The following is a 16,765-nucleotide window of genomic DNA, read 5'->3' as shown; positions in this document are numbered from 1 at the left end:
TGAGCATGCTTGTCGGGCACGTGGTCATCGTGCAACCTGTGGATGCCGGGTTTGTGGCCGGGTGTGTGTATTTATGCATTCACTCACACTCACAATGTGGTGCAGATCACTTTTCTGGGGCAGCTGCGCGGCGCCTGGCAGCTAGTTGCGCTTCGGGTAGAGGACGCACGATGCTGTGGTCATAAGGCAGGGTTAAGCCTGCAGCGGTGATTACTGCATCGAGCAGCATGGCGGTGAATCCCCAGATGAATAATCCCTGAGCTGTGAATCCTGGGCCGCGGTGACCACTTGGTGATATGACCGAGAATCGGTTCGCTGGGTTAACCAGGTCAGCTATTGCTATTCGTTCAACGCGGGCAACTTCGCGGGGGTCACGTGCTTCTAGGCGATGTGGGGTGTGCCACCAGCCTATTACTGGGGTGACGCAGTTGCGTCGTGGCCGCATGAATAGTGCCGGTAGCGTCGAAATGATCTCTACGGATGCTGGTTGTATTCCTACTTCTTCGTGGGCTTCTCGGAGTGCGGCTGCGATTGGCCCATTGTCGGTTGGTTCTTCGTGGCCGCCGGGGAAGGCTACTTGTGCAGCGTGTGAGCGCATTGAGTGCGCACGTTCTGTCAGCACGATTTCGATGCTTGCCGGGTCGTGCGGCTCGTCGGTGATGTGTGGGGCGGGGCCGAAGAGCATCAGCACAGATGCTCTTCGTTGCGGATGTGGCGGTGGCGTGAATTGCGTGAACCAGGCGGGCTTTTCGGTGGTGATTTGGGTGCTGGCGCGCGTGAGCCAGGTGGGGATTTGTGGGGTACTGGCGGTGTGGGGCACAGCGCTTATGTGCCTGTGGTGGGTGAGCAGCCGTGAGGGCCACAGGCGGGTGGGGACTCAGCGCTGGTTGGCTGATCTATCACCATGCGGAAAGGGTTTGTGACCTCGAACTGATCGGGGACATGTGCATTCTGCCCCTGACTGGGGGCTGGGCTGCGGTTTGTTTCCTTGTGTCTTGTGCTGCGCAGTTGCCCAGCTTGGTGTGACTGGTTTTGGGAGGTCATAGGTGTCTCAACCATGTTGGTGGGTTGCCCGTTTCGTGATTGGTAGGCTTCCCAGCTTTGTGTTTAGTAGGTGTGCGGTTCAACGCCGAGGAAGTCCCACAGGCGGGTATTGAACTCTTCGACATTTTCATTCATAGGTTCAGTGCTAGCGCCGGGGACGATGAAGACGTCGGCTTGCGCGATGTTGGCTGCGATGTGTTCGGCAGCGGCGCGTCCTGCTCGGTCTCGTTCACCGGCAACGAGCAGTGTTTTTGCGGTGATTGCATCGAGATGGTCGCCTGCTTCGAAGGTGGCGATCATGTCCAGGGCGGAGGCGACGCGGTTTTTGGAGACACCCATCGCTTCGAAGCGGGAGCGTGGGGTCATTTTGAGGGCCATTTTTTGCGCTTTGAGAGCTGCGGCGGGTGGGCGGATTTGCGCGCCGATGAGGACGAGGTGGGAGATGGTTTCGGGAGCGTCGACGGCCATTTGCATGCCGACCATGCCGCCGAGGGTATGCCCAATGATGGCGGTGCGAGGTGCCCCTTCGAGTTGGAGGTTCATGAGGAGGTCTCCGGCGGCTGCGGAGAAGTCGAAGGTTTCGTTGGCTGCTGGGCGCATTCCGCGCAGCCAGGGGGCCTGGGCGCGGATTCCTACGGGTGGGAGCTTTGCGACTTGGTTTTCCCAGGTCAGGGGTGATCCGCCGAGGCCGTGCAGGAAGGTGAGGTGGCGGGCGCGGCCGTCCCAGAGGCGCGCTTGGGGATCGGGCGCAGACTCGGCAGCGAACATCGCTTCGAGGGCTTCATTGTCGGGCAGGTCGCCTGGGAAGTTGCCGGGAAGATCGCTCACGGTTTCATGATCCCAGGCGCGGCGGCGTGTGGCGACTCTGCTATCGACACACGCCGCCGCGCCTGGATTTAGTGAGCCGTTTTGCCGGGGATGAGGTGCGTGATGAGCACAACGATCACCCCAACGATGAGTCCGGCCAGGGCAGAGAAGGCTGTGTTGGTCACCCATCCGAGTGGTCCACCTAGTGGGCCGGTTGCTGCGGTGACGGCTCCTTCGAGGTGGTGCACTACTGCGTAGGGTGCTGCGAGTCCGAGCTCAGCGGCTCCGGAGAGCAGAATGTGGCCACCAACCCACAGCATGGCGACGGTGCCTACGGCGCCCAGCGCGGCGAGCACTTTAGGCATTCCGGTGACCAGGGCGCGGCCGAGTGTTTGCGCCGCTCCGGACCGTTGGGTGGTCATGGCGATGCCAATATCGTCCATTTTCACGAGTAGGCCGACGAATCCGTATACGCCTGCAGTGATGAGCAACGCTACGACTACGAGGATGATTGCTCTTTCCCAGAATGTTTGGTGAACGACTTCGTTGAGGGAGATCACCATGATCTCCGCAGAGAGGATGAAGTCTGTGCGGATTGCACTTTTCACCATCTTGTCTTCCATTTCTGGCCCCTGCAGAACTGCGGGAGATTCTTCTTTTTCTTCCTCATAACCTGTCACTTTGTCCCAAATTTTTTCTGCGCCTTCGAATGACAGGTACAACCCACCAAGCATGAGCAGTGGGGTGAGCAGAAATGCCGCAAACTGGCTCAGGATAAGGATTGCCGGGAGAATAAAAACTATTTTGTTTACCAGAGATCCTTTGGCAATTCTCCAGATGGCTGGAAGTTCCCGATCTGGGGTGAATCCTGTGACGTAGCGGGGTGTCACTGCGGTGTCATCGACGACGACGCCAGCAGCTTTGATGCTGGCTTTACCTGCGGCAGCAGCCACATCATCAATGGAGGCGGCAGCAAGTTTGGCGAGCATAGCGACGTCATCGAGTAAAGCAACCAGACCAGCGGCCATGAAACCTCCTGAGCATATGGCAGGCACGGAAGCGCTGCCCGATGAAGCGGGGCGTTTACCACCGCTGTCCTACCGTACCTATCGCATTAACGGGATGTTGACGTGACTACAGCTGGCTTGTAGACGCACCTAGCCCTGGTCATCACATGCTCAGATTTTTGACATTCTAGGAAAGCTTCTTGAATTAGCTTTTCCACTACCGGATCAGCCTTTCCCACCTTTAGGATCTCGATAGCAGATTCTTCAATGAAGATCACAGGTTTTTACACAGAACTCATGAGTGAACTAGGGCTTGCGCGATTTTCAGACCTAGCCGCCTTATCTTCCCTTCTGGAAACGCAACACCTGCACCCCTTAGCCACCGGACCCCGAAGCGTCTGCAGTTCACTCTTACCTGGGCGCAGCGGATCGCTTGTAGTCATCCACCGCTAGCGCGCCAGCGCAGCTACCCGGCCCGCTTTTCGGAACCTCTGAGCAACGAATGGAGGTTTGTTTGCGGATTGTCACAGTTTTGTCTCAGTTTGCGAGATCACTGAAACTAAACTTTTTGAGTGAGCTCAATATCACCGAATCTGCCGAAAACATTGACTTAAGCATCGCTTCTCTAACGAGTTCACCCCCGCCTCAAACAGGCCCCCAGAAGACTTCATATATACGTGAATGCCAGCTGAATCTGACACGCCGACAAGCAAGCACACTGTTATCAAACCGTTACTACGCATCTCATTTGCTGTCGCGAACGACTACTGTCCCCACTGGTCGGATCTCTCCGCCTGGCGACTGACACCAACGCATGCACAGGACACCCGCAACACGTCCTGCCCCCCTGCAGGCATTTGGACCGTCAACCCCCTTTTCACCAGGGGGTACGCCCAACCCTTCTCCAGCAGAAAGTACGAGTAGGTTGATGAAGTCTTTCACCACCAGAGCAGCACGGCGTCCCCTGATCGCCGCCGCAATCGCCCTCACCACTCTCGCCACCCCTGCACTGGCCTACACGGCCAGCGCCAACCCTGGCGGCCAGAACCAGCCCTCAGCCACCGCACCGGCTGGCCCGGGCGCGTCCACCCCCACGGGCCACCAGGACCCGAACAAGCCATTCATCACCCACGAGTTCACCCAGCAGAAGAAAGCTGTCACGGACTACTGGACTCCGGAGCGCATGAAGGCTGCGATCGACATGACGCAGGACTTCAACTCCGACCAGAACGGACCGACGGCCGCCCCCACGGCCAAGCCGACCGAGCCAGCGAAGCAGCAGAGCGCTCAGCCGATGTCCTACGCCGGCACCACGGTTCCCCGCGCCGCTGCTGAGGCACCTCGCCCCACCATCGGCAAGGTCTTCTTCAAGATGCGCGGCAAGGACTACGTCTGCTCCGCGAACTCCGTGCAGTCCAAGAACAAGTCCGTTGTCGCCACCGCTGGCCACTGCGCCAACGACAAGGGCCAGTACGCGGACAGCTTCATGTTCGTCCCGGCCTACGAGAACGGCAAGGCTCCCCTCGGCGAGTGGGTCGGCGTGCGCGCCTACACCCCCACCGACTGGGTGCAGCGTGGCGAAATGAACATGGACACCGCGTTCGTGGTCATCGCTCCGGCTGAAGACGGCAGCAAGCTGGCCGACAAGGTTGGCGCCACCGGTGTCGCCTTCAACCAGCCCCGCGGCCAGGAGTACTCGGCCTTCGGGTACCCGGCAGCTAAGCCCTTCGACGGCCAGACCCTGAAGTCCTGCCACGGCAAGGCCCAGGACGACCGCCACAACAGCAAGCGCACCTCGCAGGGCATCCCCTGCGACATGACCGGTGGCTCCTCCGGTGGCCCCTGGTTCGTCGGCAACGGCTACGACCCGGCCAAGTCCGTGCAGAACTCCGTGAACTCCTACGGTTACAAGAACACCGGCACCGACATGTACGGCCCGTACTGGGGTAAAGAAATCCAGCAGGCCTACGAAGACGCTTCGGCGGACAACAACACCAACAAGAAGTGACAACCCAGCGATAAGGAGTAACCATGAGCAGCCCCGAAAAAGACCACCACACCTCCATGGGGGAAATGGCCGAAGCTCAGGGCACTCGTGAATACTTCACCGCTGCCCGTCAAGCTGCAGCCGAGCCGGCCCCGCTACTCCAGGATCTTCCAGATGATGCTGACGAGCACTCATCTGAAAAGACTGAACAGCAGCCGTAACGGCAACACAGCAGAATGACCCCCGCCTCGCCCGCCAATTCCCGGCGGGCGAGGCGGCGGCGTATTCACACAAACGCGTCGGGACCTGGAGAGAGAATCACTGGGTTAAACGACATTCCCTCCCCAGGTCCAGCACCTCCACGGCCTCTTATCGGCACGTGGTCACCGACGCCACACGCTCATTTTCCGTAGCCTCGACGTGGCGGTCACACCTATCGGGGGAAGGTGATCCGCGCACACGCCGCACTACTCGGTCACATTGGTGCAGGTCACAACCTGCAGAGATGTCCGTCTCCCCCGAACTCATCACGAGAGAAACCCCTCGGGAGACTTGCCATGTACAAAGCACCTACCGGACCGATCCCCGTGCCTCCACGGGGCGAACGGCAGCGCAATCAGGGCGAGCGACCCGAACTTCCTAGCCGCCGCAGCCGCCGCGAACAACGCAACCTTGCAGATAGCCAACAGCAGCACACGTCGGCTACCCAATCTGACCTTCCCACCCGCCGCAGCCGCCGCGAACAACAGAACGCTCAATGGGATCAAACCGCACCTGCTAGGCACGCAGCGCCCTCGAGCGATTGGTCCTCTCCCTCGTCTTCTTCGTCTACTTCTGGTGGGTACGCTTCAGCTGCAGATGCATGGAACGCTGCACTGGCCAACAACAAAGAAGTATCTGGCTCCCAAACATCGACTCCCGGTGCTACCTCTTCTTGGAATAGCGGCACCTCGACTTCTTCACCATGGGGAACAAGTAGCACCTCAAACGGGTGGGAAAACACCTCAAACAGCTGGGAATCACGTACCTCTTCCAGCTCGTACGGAACTTCTGGCAACAGCTGGAGCAGCTCTGCCCCCAACGGGGGCACTTCTTCGACCTCAACTGCATCGTCCCCACCTGAAACTCCTAGTCGCCGCAGCCGCCGCGAACAACGCACCGCCGAACAGTGGGACTCAACCTCCATCAACAACTCGAACGCCACTGACACCTGGGGGAAAACCAGCACTCCCGAAACTCCTAGTCGCCGCAGCCGCCGCGAACAACGCGCCGCCGAACAACGCACCAGCACACCACCAGCCGAAAGCTGGAACTGGGACCAGCCCACCAGTTCCACAAGCACCACTGACACCTGGGGAAAAACCAGCAGTACTAACGCCCCCTCCACCAGCACCAACGGCGGCACCAATAGTTGGTCTGCCACCAGCGCTAGTGGCAGTAATGGCTGGTCTACCACCAGCAGTGATGCATGGGCATCACCCAGCACCAGCAGCACTCCCGAAACTCCTAGTCGCCGCAGCCGCCGCGAACAACGCGCCGCCGAACAACGCACCAGCACACCACCAGCCGAAAGCTGGAACTGGGACCAGCCCACCAGTTCCACAAGCACCACTGACACCTGGGGAAAAACCAGCAGTACTAACGCCCCCTCCACCAGCACCAACGGCGGCACCAATAGTTGGTCTGCCACCAGCGCTAGTGGCAGTAATGGCTGGTCTACCACCAGCAGTGATGCATGGGCATCACCCAGCACCAGCAGCACTCCCGAAACTCCTAGTCGCCGCAGCCGCCGCGAACAACGCGCCGCCGAACAACGCACCAGCACACCACCAGCCGAAAGCTGGAACTGGGACCAGCCCACCAGTTCCACAAGCACCACTGACACCTGGGGAAAAACCAGCAGTACTAACGCCCCCTCCACCAGCACCAACGGCGGCACCAATAGTTGGTCTGCCACCAGCGCTAGTGGCAGTAATGGCTGGTCTACCACCAGCAGTGATGCATGGGCATCACCCAGCACCAGCAGCACTCCCGAAACTCCTAGTCGCCGCAGCCGCCGCGAACAACGCGCCGCCGAACAACGCACCAGCACACCACCAGCCGAAAGCTGGAACTGGGACCAGCCCACCAGTTCCACAAGCACCACTGACACCTGGGGAAAAACCAACACCCCCGAAACCAACAAAAACAACAACTGGTCTACCACCAGCACCAACGGCAGTAGCAGTAGCAGTAGCAGTAGCAGTAGCAGTGAAAGATGGTCCAGCAGTAACAACAGCTGGGACCAACCCGAAACCACCAGCAGCTCTCCTCGCCCCGGCGCTAACTGGGGCTGGCCTTCCCGATCCGATTTTGGTCCGGCAACCCCCTCCCCCAACCAGCGCACCCAAACCCCCCAGCGCCCAGCACCACAACACCAACCACACCCCGAAACCCCCGACTCACAACCCCAAAAACAACACACCCCAACCACCCCACGCCCAGAAAACCGCGCCACCAGCGCTCAAGAAGCCTGGGACCATGCCCGCGGCATCACCAGCACCCCCACCGAAGCAGCAACCACAGAAGAAACCCCCAAAACTTCGCGTCCAGGGGCGAACTGGGGATGGCCATCCAGCTCTGCATTCGGAACCATCAAGAAAAAGCCCGAAGAACACACCACAGCCCCAGCCAAAGAAGAACCCTCCCCTGAGCCACGCCCCCGCCGCACCCAAAAAGAACAGTGGACCGAACCGGCCACCCCACCCATCCCCGCACGCCACAACGCCCACGACACCGACAGCACTCACGACGACTGGGATACCCCCAATATCCGTGACCGCTGGGACCAAGAAAACAATCAACCCACGCGTCAGACCCCATGGGACCAGCGCCGCAACGAATCCCACCCCCGCCAGCGCCAAGAACAATCCCACTCCCGCCGCAACGAACACGAGCACGACCACGACGAATCTGCACGCACCACCCGCATACCCAGCGGCGACGACGACAACTGGGCACAACGGCGCCGCCCACGCCGCCCCGAAGAATGGGGCCCCACCGGCAACCCACGCCACCCCCACTGGGGAGAAAACGACGAACGCGAACGAGCTCGCAGCCACGAACGGGAACTACCTCACAACTACTGGGACGAAGACCCTGACGACGAAGAAGAGCCACCAGACCAAGCACGCACCCAGGCGCTACAAACACAAGTAGCCCCCCGAGATAACCGCAATCGTCAAACCCACCACGACGAGCGCGACCAACCTCACGAACGTAGCCGCGAGCGCGAGCAGCCGTTCAACCCTCACGAAGCCCGCACCGAAGCGATCCGTGCACGCCTGGACCAAGCAAAAACCCAAGCTATCCAGGTCCGGCCAGAACGTCCCGAACCTCATGGGGTCACCAGCAGGCGACTTCGCCAGTACCAAGAACCCCAGACTCGTAATGCCCGCGATGACTACGAGGAGGACTACGACAACGACAACGACAGTTACGAGGAATACACCAGCCGCGGCCCCCGCATACTCGCTGGCCGTGCCTCACACAAACTCACTGCACTGCTGTGCTGGCTGACCATCGCTCTTGAAGGGTTCGACTTGGTTGCTTTTGGCGCAGCCATCCCCACTCTCTTCGAAAACAAATACCTCGGCATGACTCCCGGCGACGCCACCCTCATCGCCACTGTCTCCTTGATCGGTGTAGCAATCGGATCCATCCTGGGGGGACCACTCACCGACAAATTCGGGCGACGAGGAGGGCTCATGGCAGCAATCGCCCTTTTCAGCTTCTCCACTATCGCTGTGCCCTTAACCCCCAGCATCCCCTTCTTCGCCGCTGCACGATTCCTGGCCGGTATTGGCTTAGGCGCCAGCATGCCGATCGCGATCGCAACCGCCACCGAAAGCGGCCGTCACGATCGCAAGGCCTCATCAACCACAATGACCATGACCGGCTATCACGTCGGAGCCGTGCTGATCTCCATCGTCGCTATGACAGTGCTTCCGCACTGGCAACTACTGTTCTACATCGGTGGTGCGGCAGGGCTGCCGCTCATCCCGCTCGTGTGGCTGTTCTTCCACGACTCGCACAGCGCACTCGTGCCTCGCCACAACCGCAGCACTTTCGGTGACCTGCTCAGCAACCACAAAGGCGCCATTCTTGGCTCCTGGGTAGCTTCCTTCCTGAGTCTGCTGCTCGTCTATGGCCTCAACATTTGGCTACCCCAACTGATGCGCAGCGCAGGCTACTCACTGGATGCTTCCCTGTCTTTGCTGTTCATCATGAATGCAGGAGCCATCACTGGTCTGGCCATCGCAGGCATCGTCGCCGACCGCGGCGGAATCAAACGCTCCACCGCCATCTGGTTCGCAGCCTCCGCGGTATTCCTCGCTCTCCTGTCCATCCACTGGGAGAACGAATTCATCCTGCACATCCTCATGTTCATCACTGGACTCTTCGTGTTCAGCGCCCAAGGACTCATCTACGCCCACATCGCCCACCTCATCATCCCCAGCAAACGAGGCACCGCCCTCGGCCTGGCCAGCGGTATCGGCCGTATCGGCGCCATCACCGGACCAGCCATCACCGGTACCCTGCTATCTGCAGGGCTGGGGCACCCATGGGGTTTCTACGTGTTCTCAGGTATCGCGCTGCTAGGCACTCTTGCTGTGCTACTCATGCCAGCCAACCCGCGGAGCCTACGGTGAGCCCCACCCCCACCCACTTCACCCGCGCCGCTGCTGCCCTGGCAGGCATTCTGCTCACCACTGCCTGCGCGGTGCCGCTCACCCCGCAGGAGTACGCCTCCCACCACCCAACAGTCACCACCCAACCCACCCCCATCACCCCCCAGCACCTCCTTGACCAGCCCTACGTAGCCAAAGGTGACCCCCGACAACGACTCGACCTGACCGTCCCCCCAGGCCAAAAAGGACGCATCCCCGTGGTCATGTTCATCCACGGCGGCGCCTGGTCCGGCGGTGACCCTCGCAGCTTCGAATCTTCCAAAAACGCTAACTTCGCTGCCCTACGATCAGCCCTGCTGGCACAAGGATGGGCGACCGCTTCCATCGGCTATCGGCTCACCCCCGAAGCTGTGATGCCCGCCCAACTCCACGATGTCAAGGCTGCCACCCGATGGCTCCACGCCCACGCCGGACGCTACGGACTGGACCCCCAACGCATCGCCGTCATCGGTGAGTCCGCTGGCGGGCACCTCGCCCAACTCCTGGGAACCACCCGCGGAAACCCTTCAGCCGAAGGCACCATCGGCATCACCAAAGCCTCCAGCAGTGTCGCCGCAGTAGTGAGCCTCTACGGCGTCTCTGACCTGACTAACCTCGTCCAGCAACGCGTCGATGCCGGATGCGGCCCTGGCGACCACGGCCCGGACTCTCCCGAAGGAAAACTCATCGGCGGTAAAGACCCTGCCGATGCAGCCAACGCTGACGCCGCAGACGCCGCCAGCCCCATCACCCAAACCTCACGCAACTCTGCCCCCACCCTCTTCCTCCACGGCACCCACGACTGCATCGTCCCCCACACCCAATCCGAACGCGCCGCCACCGCCCTACGCAACAACCAAGTCAACACTGAGGTCCACCTCATCAACGCCGGTCACGCCGACACCACCTTCTACACCACCCCCGAAATACGCGCACACATCATCACCTTCCTCAAACACCACTTCACCACCCCCACAAACCGCTAAAGCACCACCTCATCCAAACTGTCCGCCAACCGCAACGACCCCCCTTCCCCCGGCCACGGCACCGGACCACGCCACCCCACCCACCACACGTCATACCCCTCCAACGTCATCCGCCGCGCCAACTCCAACAACATCCGCCGCGCAACATCATCCAGCTGCGGCACATCAATAAGGTCAAACACCACCGTCCGCTCCGAGGGGCCCTCATCAGAGACCATCCGCACCACCCGCTCCACCGCAGCAAACCGAAGCGCCCCTTGCAAGTCATACACAAACACCACCCCACCAGCGACCTGCACCGGCCCAGCAAACCTCACCACCGACATCGCCGGCGGCGGCACCTCCATCAAATGCATCCCCATATCGCCAGACAACCGCTGAAACACCTCCACCCCACGCACACTGTTCCCATGCGCATCCAACGGCGGAGACAACGTCGCCACCCCTAACTGGCCCGGCAACGCCCCAATAATCCCCCCGCCCACACCTGACTTAGCCGGAATCCCCACCGACGTAATCCACTCCCCCGCCTCGTCATACATGCCACACGCAAACATCACCGACATCACCTGACGCACCACCGGAGCCAACACCACCTGCTCCCCCGTCAACGGCTGCACACCACCATTGGCCAACGTCGCCGCCATCAACGCCAAATCACGCACCGTCACCCGCAACGCACACTGCATCGTGTACCCACGCACTACATCCTCCGGCTCATCCGGAAGAACCTCATACCCCCGCAACATATTCGCCAACGCACGATTGCGATACGCCGTCTGCAACTCAGACTCAAACACATCCTGATCCAACGACAACTCCCGACCAGCAAAAGCACTCATCCCCGAACGAATCCGCTCAAAACGCGCATCCGCCCCATCACCAACCCCACCCACCAACGCGTGCGCAGTCAACGCCCCCGCATTAATCATCGGATTCAACGGCCGTTTAGACCCCACATCCAACGACAACTCATTAAACGCCTCCCCCGAAGGCTCCACCCCGATATACGCAGCCAACTCCGGCAAACCCCGATCCACCAACGCCATCGCATACACAAACGGCTTCGAAATCGACTGAATCGTGAACTCCACCTCCGTATCCCCCACCGCATACACCTGACCATCCACCGTCGACAAAGCCACCCCAAACAACGACGGATCCTGCTTAGCCAACTCCGGAATGTAATGCGCGTTCTCACCCGCCAACCACGCATCCGAACACGTCTCACAAATCTGCCGAACGTAATCCGGAATCATTGACCTCATCCCCCCATCCTGACCCCACCAACCACAAACAACCCCACCTCGACACCCCCAAACCCACCACCCACCAACACCACCCAAGCAACCAAACCGCACCACCACCTACCTCACTAAGATGATCAGAACCGCGTTGCACCCCACAGCAACACCCCCAAGCGAGGAGCCTTCGTGACCCGCATCGCCCTGCTATCCACCTCCGACACTGACCTCCTCGCCGCCCGCGGCAGCGGAGCCAACTACATCTACGCCAACCCCAGTCGCCTCGAACGCGAAGCCTGGCACCACATCGGAGAAGGCAGCGGCAACCACCACGAGGACACCCGCAAAGCCACCACCCACATCACCCAACAACTCCACCAACTCACCAACGACGCCGACCTCGTCATCTACCGATACCTCGGCTCCGCAGCCGGCATGCCCGAACACTTCCCCCACCTCCAAAACCACCTCAACCACACCAACACACCCCTCATTGTCCTCGGCGGAGAACAAGCCCCCGATGCCTCCCTCATGGCCTACTCCACCGTCCCCACCGGTGTCGCCGCCCAAGCACACATCTACCTGGCCCAAGGCGGCCCAGAAAACCTCACTAACCTCCACGCCTTCCTCGCCGACACCGTCCTACTCACCGGCGACGCCTTCGAACCCCCCACACAACAACCTTTCTGGGGAACTCTCCCGCGCACTCAACCCACCACCCCCCGCCCCGACGGATACCCACGCCCCCGCATCGGCATCATCTTCTACCGAGCCCAATACACCGCTGGAAACACCACCTACGTCCACGCTCTGGCTGACGCCATCGACAACGCAGGCGGTGTCGGAACCCCCATCTTCGCCGCCTCCTTACGCGAAGCCCCCGACGACCTCCTCGCACACCTGAGCACCTACGACACCCTCATCACCACCGTCCTAGCCTCCGGCGGAGCAGCAACCAACACCGCCAACGTCACCGCCGGCGGTGACGACGAAGCATGGAATGTCGAAGCCCTCGCCCGCCTAGACCTACCCATCATCCAAGGGCTCTGCCTCACCTGGAGCCGCAACAGCTGGGAAAACAGCGACGACGGCATGAGCCCCCTAGACGTCGCCACCCAAGTCGCCATCCCCGAATTCGATGGCCGCCTCATCAGCACCGCGTTCTCTTTCAAAGAAATAGACAACGACGGCCTCCCCCACTATGTACCCGACCCAGAACGCTGCGCACGCGTCGCCGGAATCGCCGTCCGCCACGGCCTCCTACGCCACATCCCACCCCACGAACGACGCATCGCCATCGTCCTATCCGCCTACCCCACCAAACACTCCCGCATCGGCAACGCTGTTGGCCTCGACACCCCCGTATCCGTCGTACGACTACTACGACGCATGGCCCAAGCCGGATACAACATCGGAAACCCCGGCGACATCCCCGGCATCCAACCCCCCAGCGACACCGAACTCGCAGCCGCACCCGAACACGAAAACCCAGAAACAACCAGCGGAAACGCCCTCATACACGCCCTCATCGACGCAGGCGGGCAAGACCCCGACTGGCTCACCGCCGAACAACTCTCCGGACAGCCCATTCGCATCCCGGCCGCCACGTACCGGCAATGGTTCGCCAACCTGCCCGAACCACTCCAAAACGACATGACCCAGCACTGGGGAGAAGCACCCGGAAAAATCTACGTCGACCACAACAACCCCAACTGCCAAGACCCAGATGGTGAAATCGTCGGCGCTGCGCTGCGCGCCGGCAACGTCGTCCTACTCGTCCAACCACCACGCGGCTTCGGGGAAAACCCCATCGCCATCTACCACGACCCCGACCTCCCCCCCACACACCACTACCTGGCCGTATACCGCTGGATTGACGAAATCTTCGGCGCCCACGCCGTCGTCCACGTCGGCAAACACGGAAACCTCGAATGGCTTTCCGGTAAATCCCTGGCCCTAGATGCCACTGCAGGCCCCGACGCCGCCCTCGGCTCCATGCCACTCATCTACCCCTTCCTCGTCAACGACCCCGGCGAAGGCACCCAAGCCAAACGCCGCGCCCACGCCACCCTCATCGACCACCTCGTCCCCCCGATGGCACGCGCCGAAACCTACGGCGACATCGCCCGACTCGAACAACTCCTCGACGAATACAGCTCTGTGTCGGTCATGGACCCGGCCAAAGCACCCGCCCTCCAAGGCGAAATCTGGACCCTGCTCCAAGCAGCCAAAATGGACCGCGATCTTGGTCTAGAGGCACGCCCCAGCGAGGACGAATTCGACGATATGCTCCTGCACGTCGACGGCTGGCTTTGCGAAATCAAAGACGCCCAAATCCGTGACGGACTCCACACCCTCGGCCAAGCCCCCACCGGTGAAGCACGCGTCAACCTCGTCCTGGCAATCCTGCGCGCCAACCAAATGTTCGGCGGCACTATCGGCGCCATCCCCGGCCTACGAGTCGCCCTCGGCCTCGATGAAGGCGCAGACCGCGGCGGCGCCCGCAGCTGCGTTGACACCATCGAAAAACAAGCACGTGCCCTCGTCCAAGCACTCGAAGACGCCAACTGGGACATCACCGCTATCGACGAAGCAATCACTACCGTTCTCGACACCAGCGCCAATGAATCCCCCATCGACATCGACGCAGTCCGCGCCTCCTTGGTATTTGCCTGCACCGAAGTCATTCCCCGCCTCGCAGGCACTGCAGAGGAGATCGAGGCAGTCATGCACGCTCTCGATGGCGGGTTCATCAAAGCGGGACCATCCGGTTCCCCGCTGCGTGGCCTTATCAACGTCTTGCCAACTGGGCGTAACTTCTACGCAGTCGACCCGCGCGCTATCCCTTCGCGCCTGGCATGGGAAACCGGCCGCCAGCTCGCAGACACTCTTCTCGAGCGTTATCTGGCCGAAACTGGCGAATACCCGCCTAGCGTCGGCCTGTCCATGTGGGGAACCTCAGCCATGCGTACCAGCGGTGACGACATCGCCGAGGTACTCGCGCTGATTGGTGTACGCCCTGTGTGGGACGAAGCTTCCCGCCGCGTCACCGGCGTTGAACCGATTCCTTTGGAAGAACTCGGTCGTCCGCGCATTGACGTCACCGTTCGTATCAGTGGATTTTTCCGTGATGCCTTCCCCTATGTCGTCACCATGCTCGATGACGCCATCTCCTTAGTGGCAGAACTAGAAGAACCTGCTGATCAGAACTATGTTCGTGCACACGTCCACGCCGATGTAGCCGAAGGCACCGAAAAACGCCGCGCCACAAGCCGCATTTTCGGGTCCAAGCCTGGCACTTATGGGGCAGGGCTGTTGCCTCTGCTTGAGTCAGGTAATTGGCGCAGCGATGCCGATCTGGCCGAGGTGTACGCCACGTGGGGTGGATATGCCTATGGCCGTGAACTCGATGGCGTGCCTGCGCGTGGCGATATGGAACGTGCTTATCGACGTATCACGGTAGCTGCGAAAAATGTTGATACCCGTGAACATGACATCGCCGACTCTGATGACTATTTCCAGTACCACGGCGGAATGATCGCCACGGTGCGTGCGCTAACAGGTAACTCACCAAAGAGCTACGTCGGTGACTCAACAACTCCTGATGCGGTACGCACCCGTTCCTTGGCAGAAGAAACTGCCCGTGTTTTCCGAGCACGTGTGGTCAACCCACGATGGATCGGCGCGATGCAGCGGCACGGCTACAAGGGCGCCTTTGAGATGGCCGCCACCGTGGACTACATGTTCGGATTCGATGCTACTGCTGGCGTGGTTGAGGACTGGATGTACGAGAAACTCGCTGAGTCCTACGTGCTAGATGAAAAGAACCAGGAGTTTTTGAAACACGCGAACCCATGGGCGCTGCACGGCATTGTTGAACGGTTGAAAGAGGCTGCAGATAGAGGGCTATGGGAGAACCCGGACTCGGAGCTAATGGATCAGCTGCTCGAGGTGTACATGGATGTTGAGGGAGATCTAGAGGATTCCCAAGGCTAGGCAGACGTGCTAGAAGATAGGGCTCTGCTTGGGAGTGCTTACGTAAGCATTCCCAAGCAGAGCCCTATCTCACGGGGTGTCTCAGCGGCACTGAGGCAAAGTCTCGAACCGGTAGCCAGCTTTGGCTAGCTTCGGCAAAACCTGCCCGAGGGCGGCAACGGATTGGCTGCGCGGGCCGCCACCGTCGTGCATGAGCACGATGCTTCCGTTGCGGGTGTTTTTCATGACGCGGTTAACGATGGTGTTGACTCCTGGGCGGGACCAGTCAGAGGTGTCAACAGTCCACATGACCACGCTCTTACCTTGCTTGGCAACGGCGTTACGGACCGTTTGGTTAACGAATCCACCGGGGGGACGCATGCAGCTGGTGCGGCTACCGATCGCGGCATCGGTGCTGGTGAGTTCGTTGGCGATGCGGTTAGGCGCGATTTTGGTCAGCCACGGGTGTGTGTAGGTGTGGTTGCCGATGGCGTGGCCACCTGACCGGATCCGTTTGATAAGGCTTGGGTTGTTTTTTGCGTTGCCGCCGAGCACGAAGAAGGTGGCTTTGGCGTTGTGCTTCTTGAGCAGGTCCAGAACCTGGGGTGTGTATTTGGGGCTGGGACCGTCGTCAAATGTGAGGTAGACGACTTTGCTGTTTTTTTTCGTTTTGCTGCTGGGCTTGGCTACTGGCTTCGCGGCCGTGGCAGATGTGGTGGCAGTTGGTTTACGTGTTTCTTTTGGAGCTGCTTGGCTTGTCGTGGCCGTCCCGATGCTGGCGACGACCAATCCTGTTATTGCCGCTGCGGTAATCGCTTTGCGGCGTCCCCCTGATGTACGCATGTTTAGAACTATCTATCGTTCACCGGTGTGGGACAAGTGGAGTTCTTTGTCCACGCAGGCCAGAGGGCTTTTATGTGGGACATCGGTGATGAATGCCTCACTGTGGGGTGAGTGGGGTGATGAAAAAGGGCCTCATGTTCAGGGGGTCTCACATTTGACTCAC

At 60.5% G+C, this 16,765-nt stretch carries 11 protein-coding genes; 6 read left to right on the top strand and 5 right to left on the bottom strand.

Annotated elements, in window-relative coordinates:
* Positions 1–106: 106 nt before the first annotated feature.
* On the bottom strand, positions 107–685 hold the full coding sequence (locus AC2T9U_RS00405; protein ID WP_493696964.1) for an NUDIX hydrolase: 579 nt from the start codon (positions 683–685) through the stop codon (positions 107–109).
* A 42-nt stretch (positions 686–727) separates the two neighbouring features.
* Between AC2T9U_RS00405 and AC2T9U_RS00400 the strand changes: the two genes are divergently transcribed.
* Positions 728–856, top strand: a complete 129-nt coding sequence (locus AC2T9U_RS00400; protein WP_493696245.1) for a hypothetical protein — start codon at positions 728–730, stop codon at positions 854–856.
* Positions 857–1,107: 251 nt separating this feature from the next.
* Here AC2T9U_RS00400 and AC2T9U_RS00395 read toward each other — a convergent pair whose 3' ends face one another.
* Both AC2T9U_RS00395 and AC2T9U_RS00390 read right to left on the bottom strand, forming a co-directional pair.
* The gene (locus AC2T9U_RS00395) at positions 1,108–1,872 is read right to left on the bottom strand and encodes an alpha/beta fold hydrolase (RefSeq protein ID WP_493696244.1); all 765 of its coding nucleotides are present in this window, start codon (positions 1,870–1,872) and stop codon (positions 1,108–1,110) included.
* A 68-nt stretch (positions 1,873–1,940) separates the two neighbouring features.
* Entirely contained in the window at positions 1,941–2,879 is a 939-nt protein-coding gene (locus AC2T9U_RS00390) for a DUF808 domain-containing protein (RefSeq protein WP_493696243.1), read from the bottom strand.
* Between the two features lie 907 nt (positions 2,880–3,786).
* Between AC2T9U_RS00390 and AC2T9U_RS00385 the strand changes: the two genes are divergently transcribed.
* The 4 genes from AC2T9U_RS00385 (at position 3,787) to AC2T9U_RS00370 (ending at position 10,540) form a co-directional block, all read left to right on the top strand.
* Complete coding sequence (locus AC2T9U_RS00385; RefSeq protein WP_115031875.1) at positions 3,787–4,866, top strand: trypsin-like serine peptidase; 1,080 nt, start codon at positions 3,787–3,789, stop codon at positions 4,864–4,866.
* 23 nt (positions 4,867–4,889) lie between these two features.
* Entirely contained in the window at positions 4,890–5,066 is a 177-nt protein-coding gene (locus tag AC2T9U_RS00380; protein WP_181816113.1) for a hypothetical protein, read from the top strand.
* 336 nt (positions 5,067–5,402) lie between these two features.
* Positions 5,403–9,536: an MFS transporter gene (locus tag AC2T9U_RS00375; RefSeq protein WP_493696242.1), complete on the top strand. Its 4,134-nt coding sequence runs from the start codon at positions 5,403–5,405 to the stop codon at positions 9,534–9,536.
* Positions 9,533–10,540 carry an alpha/beta hydrolase fold domain-containing protein gene (locus AC2T9U_RS00370; RefSeq protein WP_493696241.1) on the top strand — a complete coding sequence of 336 codons (1,008 nt, stop codon included), beginning with the start codon at positions 9,533–9,535 and terminating at the stop codon, positions 10,538–10,540. The genes AC2T9U_RS00375 and AC2T9U_RS00370 overlap by 4 nt, the downstream gene beginning before the upstream one ends.
* On the opposite strand, the gene AC2T9U_RS00365 is transcribed toward AC2T9U_RS00370, so the two are convergent.
* Entirely contained in the window at positions 10,537–11,808 is a 1,272-nt protein-coding gene (locus AC2T9U_RS00365) for a glutaminase (RefSeq protein WP_493696240.1), read from the bottom strand. The genes AC2T9U_RS00370 and AC2T9U_RS00365 overlap by 4 nt on opposite strands.
* Before the next feature lie 165 nt (positions 11,809–11,973).
* On the opposite strand from AC2T9U_RS00365, the gene cobN reads away from it, so the two are divergent.
* The gene (gene cobN / locus AC2T9U_RS00360; RefSeq protein WP_493696239.1) at positions 11,974–15,780 is read left to right on the top strand and encodes a cobaltochelatase subunit CobN; all 3,807 of its coding nucleotides are present in this window, start codon (positions 11,974–11,976) and stop codon (positions 15,778–15,780) included.
* Positions 15,781–15,861: 81 nt separating this feature from the next.
* Here cobN and AC2T9U_RS00355 read toward each other — a convergent pair whose 3' ends face one another.
* Complete coding sequence (locus AC2T9U_RS00355; RefSeq protein ID WP_493696238.1) at positions 15,862–16,602, bottom strand: polysaccharide deacetylase family protein; 741 nt, start codon at positions 16,600–16,602, stop codon at positions 15,862–15,864.
* Between the last annotated feature and the right edge of the window lie 163 nt (positions 16,603–16,765).

The organism is Dermatophilus sp. B7861-1, assembly GCF_058996045.1.
The sequence above is the reverse complement of the archived record's forward strand: the minus strand, read 5'-3'. Positions and strand labels throughout refer to the sequence as shown.